Source organism: Blastocatellia bacterium (assembly GCA_025055075.1).
Lineage (GTDB): Bacteria > Acidobacteriota > Blastocatellia > HR10 > HR10 > HR10.
Genome location: JANWYV010000004.1, coordinates 43318 through 57433, shown reverse-complemented (window position 1 = coordinate 57433; position 14116 = coordinate 43318). Strand labels below are relative to the sequence as shown.

The 14116-nt window shown below is 61.8% G+C and carries 12 protein-coding genes; 4 read left to right on the top strand and 8 right to left on the bottom strand.

The window, feature by feature from the left end:
• Positions 1 to 7: 7 nt before the first annotated feature.
• The 8 genes from ybeY to NZ746_00775 form a co-directional block, all read right to left on the bottom strand.
• The gene (ybeY, locus tag NZ746_00810) at positions 8 to 427 is read right to left on the bottom strand and encodes an rRNA maturation RNase YbeY (protein ID MCS6815897.1); all 420 of its coding nucleotides are present in this window, start codon (positions 425 to 427) and stop codon (positions 8 to 10) included.
• Positions 428 to 462: 35 nt separating this feature from the next.
• The gene (locus tag NZ746_00805; protein MCS6815896.1) at positions 463 to 1419 is read right to left on the bottom strand and encodes a PhoH family protein; all 957 of its coding nucleotides are present in this window, start codon (positions 1417 to 1419) and stop codon (positions 463 to 465) included.
• 68 nt (positions 1420 to 1487) lie between these two features.
• Positions 1488 to 2633 carry a J domain-containing protein gene (locus tag NZ746_00800; GenBank protein ID MCS6815895.1) on the bottom strand — a complete coding sequence of 382 codons (1146 nt, stop codon included), beginning with the start codon at positions 2631 to 2633 and terminating at the stop codon, positions 1488 to 1490.
• A 78-nt stretch (positions 2634 to 2711) separates the two neighbouring features.
• On the bottom strand, positions 2712 to 5246 hold the full coding sequence (locus NZ746_00795) for a TonB-dependent receptor (GenBank protein MCS6815894.1): 2535 nt from the start codon (positions 5244 to 5246) through the stop codon (positions 2712 to 2714).
• Positions 5247 to 5251: 5 nt separating this feature from the next.
• The gene (locus tag NZ746_00790; GenBank protein MCS6815893.1) at positions 5252 to 6376 is read right to left on the bottom strand and encodes an acetoin utilization protein AcuC; all 1125 of its coding nucleotides are present in this window, start codon (positions 6374 to 6376) and stop codon (positions 5252 to 5254) included.
• Between the two features lie 26 nt (positions 6377 to 6402).
• The gene (locus NZ746_00785) at positions 6403 to 8181 is read right to left on the bottom strand and encodes a carbon starvation protein A (protein MCS6815892.1); all 1779 of its coding nucleotides are present in this window, start codon (positions 8179 to 8181) and stop codon (positions 6403 to 6405) included.
• A gap of 49 nt (positions 8182 to 8230) precedes the next feature.
• Positions 8231 to 8995, bottom strand: a complete 765-nt coding sequence (locus NZ746_00780) for an enoyl-CoA hydratase-related protein (GenBank protein MCS6815891.1) — start codon at positions 8993 to 8995, stop codon at positions 8231 to 8233.
• A 15-nt stretch (positions 8996 to 9010) separates the two neighbouring features.
• Entirely contained in the window at positions 9011 to 9427 is a 417-nt protein-coding gene (locus NZ746_00775; GenBank protein MCS6815890.1) for a DoxX family protein, read from the bottom strand.
• 122 nt (positions 9428 to 9549) lie between these two features.
• Here NZ746_00775 and NZ746_00770 point away from each other — a divergent pair, with 122 nt between their 5' ends.
• The 4 genes from NZ746_00770 to NZ746_00755 all read left to right on the top strand — a co-directional run bounded on the left by NZ746_00770 (position 9550) and on the right by NZ746_00755 (position 14069).
• Positions 9550 to 10236, top strand: a complete 687-nt coding sequence (locus NZ746_00770) for a M50 family metallopeptidase (GenBank protein MCS6815889.1) — start codon at positions 9550 to 9552, stop codon at positions 10234 to 10236.
• A gap of 6 nt (positions 10237 to 10242) precedes the next feature.
• On the top strand, positions 10243 to 11379 hold the full coding sequence (locus tag NZ746_00765) for a glycosyltransferase family 4 protein (protein ID MCS6815888.1): 1137 nt from the start codon (positions 10243 to 10245) through the stop codon (positions 11377 to 11379).
• A 174-nt stretch (positions 11380 to 11553) separates the two neighbouring features.
• Positions 11554 to 12963 carry an O-antigen ligase family protein gene (locus NZ746_00760; protein MCS6815887.1) on the top strand — a complete coding sequence of 470 codons (1410 nt, stop codon included), beginning with the start codon at positions 11554 to 11556 and terminating at the stop codon, positions 12961 to 12963.
• Positions 12960 to 14069 (top strand): glycosyltransferase family 4 protein, encoded by a 1110-nt coding sequence (locus tag NZ746_00755; GenBank protein ID MCS6815886.1) that lies wholly within the window; start codon positions 12960 to 12962, stop codon positions 14067 to 14069. The genes NZ746_00760 and NZ746_00755 overlap by 4 nt, the downstream gene beginning before the upstream one ends.
• The last annotated feature ends 47 nt before the right edge of the window (positions 14070 to 14116 follow it).

Genomic DNA, 14116 nt, shown 5'->3' with positions numbered 1-14116 from the left:
GAATTCCTTATCGAGGAAGCGTACGTCGAAGGCGGCGTTCCAGTCGGCGCATCTCTCCTTGATCGGTCTCGTGATCGTAACCGCACAGATGCAGCACGCCGTGAATGATCAAATTCCGCAGCTCTCGATCAAGCGAGATGCGCCACCGCGCAGCGTATCGTCGCGCCGTCTCCACCGAGATGATGACGTCACCGAGATACGGCGGTGATCCCGGAACGTCAGGCTCCGTCTCGCCAAAGGGGAAGGAGAGGACATCCGTGGGTCGGTCAATGCCCCGGAATTCCCGATTGAGATGGCGGATCGTTCGATCGCCGACGAATACGATCGCGACCCCATGCCCACTCTTGCCGACGGCGGCCAAGACGCGCTCGGTGAAGCGCGCCAACGCTCGCACGTTCAGACGATATCTCCGTTGACGATTCATCATGAGGACCACGGCTCAGGCAGCACCTCCGTCGAGGATCACTCCATCAGCGTCTTCTTGTTCCTCTCCTCGTAGGCCTTGATGATGGCTTTCACCAGCGGATGACGCACCACGTCCTTCTCCGTGAAATAGACGAATTCGATGCCTTCGATGCCAGAGAGGATCTCACGAGCTTCGACCAATCCCGATCGTTTTCCCGGAGGGAGATCGATTTGGGTGACGTCACCCGTGACGACGACCTTCGAGTCGAGGCCGATGCGCGTCAGGAACATCTTCATCTGTTCCGAGGTCGTGTTTTGCCCTTCGTCGAGGATGATGAACGAATCGCCGAGCGTCCGCCCGCGCATGAACGCGAGGGGCGCGATCTCGATGACGCGTCGTTCCAAGAACCGTTCGACGCGCTCATAATCCATGATGTCGTAGAGCGCATCGTATAGGGGACGGAGGTAAGGATCCACCTTCTCCTGGAGATCGCCGGGGAGAAATCCGAGTTTCTCGCCGGCCTCCACGGCCGGGCGCGTCAGGATGATCCGATTCACCCGCTTGTTCATGAGCATTTGGACGGCCATGGCGACGGCGAGGTACGTCTTTCCCGTTCCCGCTGGCCCAATGGCGAAAACGAAATCGCTGCGTTCCATCGCCTGGATGTATCGGAGTTGGTTCGCCGAGCGGGCCATGACGACCTTCTTGCCCGCCGGGTTCAACGTGCCGATGCGAAAATGTTCCCGCAAGCTGTAAGACCGATCTTCGGCGATCTGTCGGAGGACGAGCTTCAAATCTCGCTCTGAGGGCGGGCGTCCTTCCTCGACGAGCGTGGCGAAGTCATCCAAGAGTCGCTGGAAAGTCTCGATGTCGGCATCCTCGCCATGAATGATGAGGTCACCGCCGCGGGCATCCACACGGACATTCAGGATCGATTCCAGGAGCTTGATATTTTGGTCATTCGGGCCAAAGAGCAATTCTATGCCTTTGGGCGCCACAACGACCTTCTTCAATGCCTTCGTGTCACCTCCTCACGCTGAGATGGTCGAGAGAGTAAGAGTACAGAACCTCGGCATCCGTGTCAATGTGAGGCCTCCGCCTCCGATGATGCGTCGACGAGCAATCCGGCCACCTGCATCAACTCGGCGCGGGGATTCCCCGGATTCAAGCGCTCGAATTCGCGCATCAGCTCTCGCGAGCGTTGATCAATGAGCCGCGGGATGACGACCCTGACCTCGACGTACTGATCGCCGCGCACGTCGCCACGGAGGCTCGGAGCTCCTTGCTCGCGCAATCGGAAGATCTGGCCCGACTGCGTGCCGGGCGGAATGCGGAGCGTGGCCTTCCCCCACAGCGTCGGGACTTCGATCTTCGCGCCAAGGACGGCTTCGGTGATCGTGATCGGGATCGTGCAATAGATATTGTCGCCTTTGCGGACGAAGAACGGATGTGCCTGGACGTTGGTGACGACGTAGAGATCGCCGGGAGGGCCTCCATACCAGCCGGCATCGCCTTTGCCCTCGACGCGAATGCGCGAGCCCGTATCTACGCCCGCCGGAATTTTCACCTCCAGCGATTCTTCGATCGGGATGCGCGTCTCCCCATGGCAGAGTGAGCAAATGGGAGCGCTCCGTCCGGTCCCCTCGCATTGCTCGCAGCACACACTCAGTCGGAGCGGGCCGCGCGATGTCGGACGTCGTCCTGTCCCGCCGCATCGGAAGCAAGTGCCTTGAGGACCCTGAATTTCGCCGCGGCCCTCGCAGCGCGGACACGTCTGACGGCGGGTGACCGTCACGAGGACTGTCGTGCCGCGCAAGGCGCGTTCGAAGCTCAGGGCGACGGGGACTTCAAGGTCTTCCCCGCGCTGCGGCGCCCTCACCCGTTTGCCAGTGGAGGGAGCGAACAACTCTTCGAGAAAGTTGCCGAAGGATTCCTCGGCACTGAAATCGAACCCCTCGAAAATGATATCGGGGGTCGCTCGTCTCTCCCCCTCCTTCGACAGCTCATCCCATCGCCAGCCATATCGGTCGTAGAGGGCACGCTTCTTCGGATCGCTCAAGACATCATAGGCTTCAGTGATCTCTTCGAACTTTCGACGTGCCTCTTCGTCGCCGGGGTTAAGCTCGGGATGGTATTTGCGCGCGAGCTTTTTGTAGGCTCGGGTGATCTCCGCGCGCGTTGCTTCTCGCGTCACGCCGAGGATTTCGTAATAGTCTCGCTTCACCATCGTCTCGGTTCGTGTTTCCGAGATGGAGTATAGGAGCGCCTGGCGGGGAGCGTCAAGGAGAGGGGGGATCGGCGATCTTCACTTCCGCCCCAGGAGCCGGAGGCGCCCGACGAACGCGCGGCGTTGGAGTCCTCCGAGAGCGAGGAATTGCGGCGAATCCACGTTGTTGTTCACGGTCGAAGCGTTGGGATGATTCGTCACATTATTGACGCCGGCGCGTAGGGCCCACTGCAAGCCGAAGAGCTGAAATCGCCGCTCGACGTGAAGGTTGAGGGAGAAATACGTGGGAAGCCGTCGTCGGTTCGGCGGCTCCACGAGTCGCTGCTCCTCGTTGACGACGATGAACGGATAGCCATCGCGCCATTCCAACGCGCATGCGAGAGCGAAGCGCTTGGGCAGCGGCATCCATCCCCAAAGGAGGAAACGATTCGGCGTATCCCACGACAACGGTCCATCCGCTTGCGGGCCGAGTATGAGCGTCTCCGGGGTGAAATCGAGCACCGCGTTGGAACGGGCGCGCGAACGCGCGTAGGAGGCGAAGAGTGTGGCGGATTCCCACAGGTTCCATCGGAGCGCTCCGTGAAGCGCATCGTAGCGATCTCGCTTCACATCGCGAAGCTCGATGAGGCGAACGTTCGTCGTCGAGAGATCGAGGGGAGATCTCATCTCACGCCCTGGTGAGATCACGGCGTTCTCGGTCATCGGGACGTAAGCCCATCCGCGAAATCCCCGCTTTTGCAAGAACTCGAAGGAGAGGAAGAGCCCCGTCGAGATCTGTCGCTCGATGCCGAGGCTCCAAATCAGCGCGCCCGATGGAGCGAGAGCACGAGCATCCGCTCGAAAGACGGTCTCCGTGGATTTCCCCAGGCGGTCTTCGGCCTCATGCCAGACATCCCATCGTCGTCCGGCCAGAGGACGCAGCAGGAGCTCTAAATTCGTGGCGTCATGAAAGAGGCCGATCCCTCCGACGAGTTTGGTCCGCCGATCAGCAGTGAGCAGATAGCTCGCCGTCGCGCGCGGCGACCATCGCGTTGCGCCGAGAGCGGAATCCCAATCGAACCGAAGACCGATTTCGAGCACTCCCCGCGGAGAGAGGAACCACCGATCCTGCCCATAGAGTCCCACCTCGATATTCGTCATTCGTGCGTCAATGGGCGTATTGAACTGTACCGTTCGCACCCGCGTCCCATCGTGTCGAAAGATGACGATGGGGCGGCGCTGCGCATGCTCCCGCGCCCCGAGGTGATGCCACTCCACGCCGAGCTTCACTTCGTGTCGCCAGCGTCTGTGGAAGGAGGGGAGTGTGAGATTCACGATCCCCTGCCAACGGTGCGCTCGGCTCTCTCGCATTCGGAAGAAGTTGCCGCGCGGGCCTTCAGGGAAGAGGAGATACGGTGCGTCTCCCCACGGACGTTCAGAGTGGCGAAAGTACATCGCGCCCACGCCGTATTCGAGAGAGAGACCGTTGGGCCGATAGATCTGCCCTTTCAGCGTGAGGAGATCGACCTCGTGAGTGAGGCGGCGCGTCGCCTCGCGCGGGATGAAGCGCGAGAGTCCGTCATAGGGCGAGCGGAAGCGATTGAGGAGAACCGTGAACGTCAGCAAGTGCGTCGAGGTGAGATTCGCCTGCACCTTTGCGAGGTCACTCCATCGCCAGACATGGTTGCGATCGGCGTCATGTGGCAGCTCCTCGACGATGGCGACATCGTATTCTCCCTCGAAGGCGTTATAAAACCACGCTCGCTTCTTTCGAAGTGGTCCCGAAAAAGTCACCCGCGGCGTCCAGCCATCCACGTGAATCCCCTTGCGCTTTTGGACGGAGGGGATGAAATCGGTGGCCGAGAAGCGGAACCGATCGTCCCCCATCAACGTGGAGAGAGCGAGCACGCCACCAGAGCCTCTCCCATATTCGGCCGAGTATCGGCTGCTGTGGATTTGAGCCTCGCCGATGGCATCTACGCTCACGCGCGCGTCGAAGCGTCCCGTCATCGGATGCGTGACCGTGAAACCATCGAGCGTCGCGAGAGTTTGCGTTTCGGCCGAGCCCGCGATGTGGAGATTTCCGAAGGCATCCTGGACGACGTTCGGGAGCAGGGCGAGCGAATAGCGCAGATCGCGCATGACGGGCGTCGGAAGCATGGTGATCTCCAGGGCGCTCAACTCCGCGCGCGCGGTCGTTCGCCATGGATCGAGCGTCGAGGGGGAAGGCGTCACCTCGACGACTTCGACGAACTCCTGCTGCCGCGGCAAGACGATCTCCACGGCGGCGTTCTCGGGAAGACGAACATCCGGCACCGTGATGACATAAAAGCGCTCTTTCTCAACGCGGAGGCGGTACATTCCGGCCGCGAGATCGGAGAAGGTGAATCGTCCTACCGAATCGGTCTCCGCTTCACGAATGATGCTCCCGTCCCCCCGCTCAAGTACCACGCGCGCCCCCGGGATTGGTCGGCCGTTCTCATCCACGACGGCGACGCTCAGATGCGTTTGGGAGAAGGAAGGGCGTTCTCTCCCCCATGCCGAAGCCCACAGGCAAAAGAGCGAAAGGAGAACGAACCCTGTTCCTCGCAGCGTCCGAAGCGCAGAGGTCCAGAAGAGGGACGAGCACTTCATCACGGCTATGCGGTCAATCGTGCGAGAACATGCTGCTGAATGTATCGCACGCTCTTCTCCGCGTGTTCGCGCACGCGCGAATCGGTGCACCTCGTCGGCTCCGGATCGTGGAGGCGATGCACGTCCAGTCCTTCGCGGCGCAATGCCTCGCGACCAGTCGGCGGAATCTCATCGGGCAATTCGATCCCGCACATAATGGCAAACGCAAGCGTCCATGCGCGCGCGACGTTGGAAAGGTTATAACCTCCACCCCCGAGCGCGACCCAGGGCAGACCAAAGCTCTTCAATCGTCGGACGACGCGGGCGTATCCGTGCGTCGTCAACCGCAAATCCGTCAGCGGATCGGTCGCGAAGCTGTCCACGCCAAGTTGCGTGACCAGGATGTCTGGCCGATAGAGGGCGATGAGCGGCGGGACGATCTCTTCAAAGGCCCAGACGTAGGTTTCATCGTCCGTCCCCGGATAGAGCGGGATGTTCACCGAATAGCCGTACCCGGCGTCCCTTCCCAATTCTTCGACGAATCCGGTCCCGGGGAAGAGGAAACGACCATCCTCGTGCAGCGAGATGGTGAGCACCTGATCGGTATCGTAAAAGGCCAACTGCACGCCGTCGCCGTGATGCGCATCAATGTCCACGTAAACGACGCGATGGCCGCGCTTGAGCAACCACTTGATCGCGATGACAGGATCGTCGAGATAACAAAAGCCCGACGCTCGATTGGGCAGTGCATGATGCAGACCGCCGGCGACGCTGAAGGCAACAGGCGTCTCCCGCGCCTCCACGAGCCGCGCGGCCTCCAGCGATGAGCCTGTGATCAGTAGCGCCAGGCGATACAAGCCGGGGAAGATCGGATTGTCGCCCGGCCCCAGGCCATAAGCATAGGGATTGCTCGGGTAGATTCCTTGTTCCAAAGCGCGAAGGACGGCCAAGTAATCCTCCGTGTGGAAGGAGCGCGCATCCTCTTCGGTGGCTGGCTTCGGCTCAATGAGCGCCACGTCCGGATCCTCGAAGACGCCATAGGCCGCGAGCAATTCGTAGACGAGGCGCAATCGCCGCATCTTCAGTGGATGCGTGAGTCCGTAGTCGTAGCGGGCGAATTCTTCGCTGTAGAGAAAGACGGCTTTGGGCATCGTTCCCTCCTTGCCGGATGCGGCGTTCATGGATCATAGGCCGGCGCTGGAGCTTCGAGACGCGCCGAGGGCGCGCGCCAGCGGAAATATCGCCAGATGACAACGAGCATACCGAATGCCAGGATGAGAAGCAGGGCGTCCGTTCCCGCGAGCGTCCAGTTCCCGGTGCGGGCGTGTCGCGGCAACAGCAACGCGAGCGAGGTCATCGTCGTCGCGATCATGAAGACCGCCGGAAGTGCGGTGAACCAGACCTTCCGAGCATGTTTGAAGAGCCAAGCGGTCGCCGTGAGGAGCGTCAGCGCGGCGAGCAATTGATTCGCCGATCCGAAGACGGGCCAAATCGCTTGATAGGCGTTCGTGAACGTCAACGAGGCAATTCCGCTCAGCGCGATCAGTGAGTTTATCACTCGGTTGCGCAAAAAGGCCGGCGGAGCTGAGAAGACGGCTGTCCAGAGCTCTTCGAGGAGATAGCGCGTCAAGCGGACGAGCGTATCCACAGTCGTCAGCAGGAAGCCTTCGAGCATCAAGATCCCGAAGATCGTCCCGTAGATCGCCGGAATCTCCAATCCCACGTGGAGCATCTTCCCGACGGCGACGGCGAAGGCCAGCGGAGCATTTCCCGCTTTCACGCGCCCGGATTCATCCATCGGCCATACCAGCGTCTTGTATTCGTCGAAACTCAGTGCTCCCAGGATGATGAGCGTCACGCAGATCCCTAGCAGGGCCTCTAACAGCATCCCTCCATAGCCGATGATCGGCGCGTCTTTTTCCGAAGCCAATTGCTTACAGGTCGTTCCTCCAGCGATCAGGGCGTGTGCTCCCGAGCACGCGCCGCAGGCGATGGTCACGAAGAGGAAAGGCCACGCCCAGCCTAAAGCCGCCGTGCTCTCGCTCGTCAGATGCACGACCGGCGCGTTCATCGTCACTCCGTGCCACCCGCCGCCGATCACGCCGATGACCATCGCCGCCAATCCGATGTACAGCAAATGCACGTTCACGAAATCGCGGGGCTGCAACACGAGCCAGACGGGGATCCACGCGGCCACGAAGACATAGCCGCAGATGATGAGCATCCACGTCGTCGGCGAAAGGGTGATCGGAGCCTGAAGTCCGACCCAGACCGAGAGGGCGCAGATCAGCAGCGCCAATACGCTCATCCAGCGGGTGCGCACGCGCCGCTTGTAGAGCAACCATCCCACCACCGGTGCGAGAGCCGTGATAATGACGACAGAGGTCGAAGCGATGCCGCCGATCTTCGCATAAACGATGCCGTCCTTCACCGTCGTCTTGATGAGCGTTTGTTCGGATCCCAGTCCCAGTTCGCGCGCGGGATATAGAGAGGTCAGCGCCACCGCCGTCAATTGCAGGAACGCCGCCGCGACGAGAATGCAGAGCAAGATAGCGAAGGCGGCGAAGAAAACGAATCCCTCCTTTCCAAGAGTTCGTCGAGCGACTTCGGCGACCGAACGCCCACCTTCGCGCACGCTCACAAAAAGCGCGATGAAATCATGGACGGCGCCGATGAAGATCACCCCGATGATGATCCAGAGCCAAGCGGGGAGGAACCCATACATGACAGCGAGCGTCGGTCCCACGATCGGTCCGGCCGCCGCGATGGAGGCAAAGTGATGACCGAAGAGAACTGGCGCCCGCGTGGGGACGAAATCCACGCCATCATTGATGCTCATCGCTGGTGTCGGACGCCGCGGATCTATCCCTGCCCATCGCGCCACGAACCGCCCGTAGAGGAAGTACCCTCCGAGCAAGGCCAAGAGCGACAGTCCCATCAACGCGCCGATGTTCATGCCTTGTCCCCTCCGCGAAGAGATCTCGTCATCCGCGCTCCTCCGAGACTCATCGTCCAGTCCACACCGGCTCTCGTTTCTCCAGAAAGGCGCGAATGCCTTCGCGCGCATCTTCGGTCGCCATCAGCTCGTCCAAATACAGGCGTTCAACGGCGCGCAGCGCTGTCCGCGGATCGAGCGATCGTCCATAGCGGAGCGCTCGTTTCGCGAAGGTGAGCGCGATTGGACTCTTCCGCAAGAGATCATCGAGGAGTGCTTCGACTGCCGTCGCCAGCTCTTCATCTGGGACAGCGCGCGTGATCAAGCCCATCGCTTCCGCATCGCGCGCCGAAAACGTTCTGCCCGTTAGGATCACCTCCGCCGCGCGGCGTGGCCCTATGAGTTGCGGGAGCAGCACGGCGGCGACCGGCGGGAAACAGCCGAGTTGAATCTCCGGCTGCCCGAAGCGCGCGCCCTCGCCCGCGAGCACGAAGTCGCAACTGATGGCGAGTTCCATCCCTCCCCCCAGGCAATGCCCACGAACGACGGCGATCGAAAGGGCCTCCAGCTCCAGGAGTCGAACGATCGCGCGATGCAGCTCCGCGAGCATCTGCTCGACACGCTCCGGCACGTGATCGCTCACGTCTGCGCCAGCGGAGAACGCCCGCTCGATCCCGCTCTGCAGAAGTACGAGGCGGACGCCCGCGTTCACCTGTTCGAGCGCTCGATTGAGTTCCTGCAGCATGGGGATATTGAGGATATTGAGCGGCGGCCGATTCAAAGTGAGCTTCAGTACGGAGCCCGCGCGTTCGACGAGGACCGTCGGTTCAAACATCGTGCTCTTCCCCCTTCAAAATTCGCGTTTGAACAGGCCGCGCTCGACGGAGAGCCGCTGCGGACCGGTGAGCAGTAGTGAAATCGTCGCGGCCAAGAGCGCCAATGGGAACTCGAAACCACCTGGCCCCGTCAACCCGTGCTGCAGATGGACGAGCAAGATGGCCATGAGCATGTTGATCGCGAGCAGAAGAGCTGCCCAGCGCGTGAAGAGACCAATGAGCAGAGCGATTCCTCCTAGGAATTCGACGAGGGCGACGACGAGGGCGGAGATATTGGGAAGCGGGACGCCGAGCGATTCCAAATATTGCCCGAACCCCGTGAGCCCACCAAAGAGCTTCTGCCGGCCGTGAGCGATGAAGATTACTCCCACAGCGATGCGGAGGAAAAGCGCCGACCATTCGCTATATCGCGAGAGGCCTTGAGCCAGCATAACTCCTCCTCACCCCCGGTTTTTTCCAACCGATGCGGCCCCATTTTACTTCAGGCGGCCGTGGAGAAGCAATCTTCCCCTCGCTCTCGCACGCAAGCGCCAATGCTATAATTCGTCGCGTCGTGGCGCGACGAGTGGCGAGCGATGGTGTGCGCGTGCTCATGCTGGCGTCGGGCGCGACCGTAGCCTTGTGGTTCGTGCCCTTTGCGGAAGTCATCGTGTATCCCATCCGACTCTTTGTGACGATCGTGCACGAGGCGGCGCACGCGCTGGCCGCTTTGGCGACCGGAGGCAGCGTGGTGTACATGCACATCCGTCCGGATGGCAGCGGAGTGACGGCCACGCGCGGAGGTCTAGCGCCGCTCATCTCCAGCGCCGGATATGTCGGGGCGATGCTCTATGGCAGCGCGCTCTTGGCGTGGTGCCGGCGACCCCGTCGCGCCCAGATCGCTCTTTGGGCGACGGCTCTTCTGATGGCGGTGATGACGCTCGCTTTCATTCGTCCAATCCTGAGCTTCGGATTCCTCGTCGGCGCGGCATGGAGCATACTGCTGAGCTTCGCTGCTGGGATCGCGTCGCTCCGTATCGCGCAATTCCTCGTCGGATTTCTGGCCGTGCAGAGTTGTTTGAACGCGCTCTTCGATCTGAAGCACCTTTTCCTCCTCTCGGCGACGGAAGTGCCGACCGACGCCCTCGCCATGCAAGAGTTGACTCGAATTCCGGCCCTCGTGTGGGCGCTGCTTTGGAGCGGCCTCTCGATCGGCATTCTCGTCGTCGTCCTCCGACGATATGGTCGGGCGGGGCGCTGAGGGAAGATGTCGCCGAGCGTCGTCTTCGTGTTGCCCATCGGTGAGTGGGGGGGAGCTGAGTCGGTGTTCTTCGAGATCTTCCGCGGACTCGATCGGCGATGTTTCACCCCTCGCGTCGTTTTCCTGAGAGATGGGCCGTTCGTGCGAGAGGTCGAAGAGCAAGGAGTCTTCGTGCATCGGCAACCGATCACCCGGTTGCGCGATCCTCTCAATTATGGAGGCACGATCCGCGCGCTTCGGGAACGGCTACAGAAATGGCGCGCGCGGCTTGTCGTCAGCTCGCACGGATATGGCCATCTCTATGGCGGTGTCGCGGCCTGGCTCGCACGCGTTCCCGCTCTCTGGTGGCAGCACGGGATCGCCTCATCGCGTCATCTCGTGGATCGCATCGCCGTGCGCGTTCCGGCTCGCGTCGTCGTGACGAGTTCGCATTTCGCCGCTGACGCGCATCGTCGAGCGTTCGGAGCGCAGCGAACGCCGTTGCGGGTGATCCATCCCGGGGTAGATGTTGAGCGGTTTCGGTCCCCCGATCCGCAGCGGCTCGCGCGACTGAGAGAAGAGCTGAACTTGGGACGATTTCGTCATCTGGTCAGCGCCGTTGGCCGATTGGAGCCGGGAAAAGGATACGACTTCTTCCTCCGCGCCGCGCAATTGGTCAGCGAGCGTATGCCGGATGTGGGATTCCTGATTGTGGGAGAGGAGATGAAAGGAGCGTCCTCCGGCTATGGCACGGCTTTGCGTGCCTTGACCGTGACTTTAGGCCTCGGTGCGCGGGTCGTGTTCGCCGGCTTCCGGCGTGAGATCCCGGAGGTGCTCGCAGCGAGCGATCTCCTCGTGCATGCGGCGACGCGACCGGAATCGTTCGGTCTCATCTTATGCGAAGCGATGGCCGCGGGGCGGCCGGTGATCGCCACGAACCTCGGCGGTGCGCGAGAGATCGTCGTCTCGGGAGAAACGGGGTGGCTCGTCCCACCCGCCGATCCGAGCGCACTGGCCGAGGCCATCTGCGCGCTCCTCGGAGATGCCGAGCGACGACGCGCCATGGGGCGAGCGGCCGAGCGCCGCGTGCGCGCATATTTCGAAGCGCGTCGGATGGTCGAGCAATTCGAGCATCTGCTTGGCGAATTGCTTGAGAGCGGCTGACGAAAACGTTTCACGAAGGCGGGCGCGAATCTCGGCGCGGGAAGCGACCATCTCCCAAGGTCCTCCCCCGAAGGAAGCTTCGGAATGTCTATTGTCGGAGTGGATCGAAAGCGTGTATCCTTCTCGCCGTCATGAGCGGAGAGACAGTGGTCTCTCCGCGGTGAAGGACGACATATGTGGCGCGAGTGGGCTATTCTGTGGCGGCACGAGAAGCTCATCCACCTCTCGCTCGTTGGAGCGATCCTCATCGGATTCGTCTTGGCGCCGATCAAGGATCGTTATCCTTCGCCCGCGAGCTACTTCCTCTTCGACATTCTCTTCGCGCTCGCGCTTTTCTTCTGGGCGACGACGCGCGTTCGCCGTGGGCGCGGACTCTTGCCGGCGACTCCCGTGACGAAGATCTTACTCATCTTCTTCGCGCTGTGCGCGATGTATGCGCTCTTTCCGGGAATTCCTCTCCCAATCGGGCTGGCGGCGTTCCGCGGCTGGTGTTTCTTCAGTCTCGCTTATCTGCTCGGCTATGACATCACGCGCTCGGGGCGGCACGTGCGCGCCTATCTGCTGATTGTGATCTTGCTATCTGTGCTCGCCGGCCTATATGGCATCTACCAGTATGTGGCCGGCATTGAGAGCGCGATTCCCGATGATGAACTCGCCGCCGAACGACATCGTTTCGCGACGTATGTCACGCCGACGGGCGAAGTGGAGTTTCGCATCTTCTCGACCTTCGTCTCGGCCGGAGCGTTCGGTTCGATGATGGCGTATGCTTCGGCGCTCGCTCTCATCCTCTCGTTGGATCGGGAGATCACTCCCTCTGTGCGCTTCTTCCTGCGATTAGGGATCGTGCCGATGATGACGAGCTTAGTCCTGACGGGGACGCGGGCGGCCCTGGTGATGGTCCTCATCGGCTTGGTCCTCCTGTGGTGGCATCGGCGATCGGTGCGCGTTTATTTGGTCGCGATGGTGCTCCTCTCGCTCGGGATGCGAGTGGGGATAGATTTGACCGAGGGGCGGGCTGCGGAGCGCTTCGCCAGTTTGGCCGACGTCGGTTTGATCCTGGGAAGGGTATCGAACCCTCTGCACGCGGGATTTCAGGCGCTGCTTGACGCGCCGTGGGGGCATGGGCTTGGGCGGACTGGTCATGGTGTGCCTTTCTTCATGGGGCGGTGGTATCCGACATTTCATCCCATCTTCGCCGATGGGGATTTCGGGCGTATTTTGGTCGAGATGGGCGTCATCGGACTGGTGATGCTCGCCCTGCTTTTGGGAACGGCGCTGCGAAGCGCCTGGCGCGCCCTGCAACGATTGAAGGGGACTCCCGATGAGGAGATCGCGCTCGCCATCGTGTGCGGTGCGTTCATGGTCGGTGCGGGGACACTCGTTGGATCCCCGTTGCTGAGTATCCCGCATGGGATGCTCTGGTGGTTCTTCCTCGGAGCTGTCCTGAAGCTCGCCGATCTCGAACGCCGACGGCAGCGAGCGTGGTGGCACGCCTGGAGCGAGGTCCTCGTTCCCATTGAGGCAGCCGACCATGCGGTTTCTCGAACGCCAGCACGACATCCTTGGAACGCGCGGAGGCGATGAGGATCGCGCTGCTCGTTCATGACTACGATCATCGCGTGGGCCATGGCCGATACGTCATCGAGCTGGCCGAGCGCTTCAGTCGCGAGCACGAGGTGCACGTCTTCGCCAATCGTTTCGCGAGCGTGCCGAACGCGCGCGTTCGATGCCATCATGTCCCGGCGCTGCGAGCGACGGCGATGACGACGATCCTCACGTTCCCTTTCGGAAGCTGGTGGCACGTGCGCGGGGCATTCGACGTCGTTCATGGACAAGGGCTCTGCGCGTTCGCGCTCGATGTCGCGACGGCTCACATCTGTCAGTGGGCGTGGTTGGGGGCCCTTCGAGAGCGAGACGGACGGCTGAGCGCGCGGCATTGGCTCTTCCGCGAAGTAGTCGGTCGTTGGGAGCGCGCGCTCTATCACCCTTCGCGCACGGGATGGGTGATCGCCGTCTCCGAGAAGGTGCGCCTCGAGTTGGAGCACCATTATGCTCGGCGCGAGCGCGTCGTGGTGATTCGTCCCGGCGTTGACCTTGAGCGCTTCCATCCGGGGCGACGTCGTCGAGCGCGCGCGCAGGTGCGCCGAGCCTTGGGATACGCGGAGCGGGATTTCCTGCTTCTCTACGTAGGGGACTTGCGGAAGGGAGCCGCGGAGGCGTTGCGCGCGCTGGCTCTCGTGCCGGATGCGCAGCTTCTCCTGATCTCCCGCTCGCCCATCCATCGGTATCGAGCGTTGGCTCGGCGTCTTGGCGTCGGCGAACGCGCGCGGTTTCTCGCCTATACCGATCGCATCGAAGACTATTACGCTGCGAGCGATGCGCTCCTGTTCCCAACGGCCTACGATGCGCACGGAATGGTCATTTGGGAAGCCATGGCTTCCGAACTTCCGGTGATCACCACGCGAGCGGCCGGTGCAGCCGAGATCATCACGCACCTCGAGGATGGAGTCCTCGTCGAGGACGCGCGGAACGTTCGCGCTATTGCTCATTACGTGCGCTGGCTTCGAGAAGATGCCGCGCTACGTGAAGCGATGGGTTGTCGAGCGCGCGAGCGCGTCCGGGCGTTCTCGTGGGATCGCGCGGCGCATGAGACGCTCCGCGTGTACGAACAAGCGAGGAAAGGGGCGTGAGGGAAATCGTCGCGTCAGCATCCTCTGAAGGACAGTCGCGCCTCCCT

Bases quoted from the DNA above. Each gene is read 5' to 3' on its own strand.
- NZ746_00775 (MCS6815890.1), bottom strand. From the start codon at position 9,427: ATGCTGGCTCAAGGCCTCTCGCGATATAGCGAATGGTCGGCGCTTTTC.
- NZ746_00800 (MCS6815895.1), bottom strand. From the start codon at position 2,633: ATGGTGAAGCGAGACTATTACGAAATCCTCGGCGTGACGCGAGAAGCA.
- NZ746_00795 (MCS6815894.1), bottom strand. From the start codon at position 5,246: ATGAAGTGCTCGTCCCTCTTCTGGACCTCTGCGCTTCGGACGCTGCGA.
- NZ746_00780 (MCS6815891.1), bottom strand. From the start codon at position 8,995: ATGTTTGAACCGACGGTCCTCGTCGAACGCGCGGGCTCCGTACTGAAG.
- NZ746_00790 (MCS6815893.1), bottom strand. From the start codon at position 6,376: ATGCCCAAAGCCGTCTTTCTCTACAGCGAAGAATTCGCCCGCTACGAC.
- NZ746_00785 (MCS6815892.1), bottom strand. From the start codon at position 8,181: ATGAACATCGGCGCGTTGATGGGACTGTCGCTCTTGGCCTTGCTCGGA.
- ybeY (MCS6815897.1), bottom strand. From the start codon at position 427: ATGATGAATCGTCAACGGAGATATCGTCTGAACGTGCGAGCGTTGGCG.
- NZ746_00760 (MCS6815887.1), top strand. From the start codon at position 11,554: ATGTGGCGCGAGTGGGCTATTCTGTGGCGGCACGAGAAGCTCATCCAC.
- NZ746_00765 (MCS6815888.1), top strand. From the start codon at position 10,243: ATGTCGCCGAGCGTCGTCTTCGTGTTGCCCATCGGTGAGTGGGGGGGA.
- NZ746_00755 (MCS6815886.1), top strand. From the start codon at position 12,960: ATGAGGATCGCGCTGCTCGTTCATGACTACGATCATCGCGTGGGCCAT.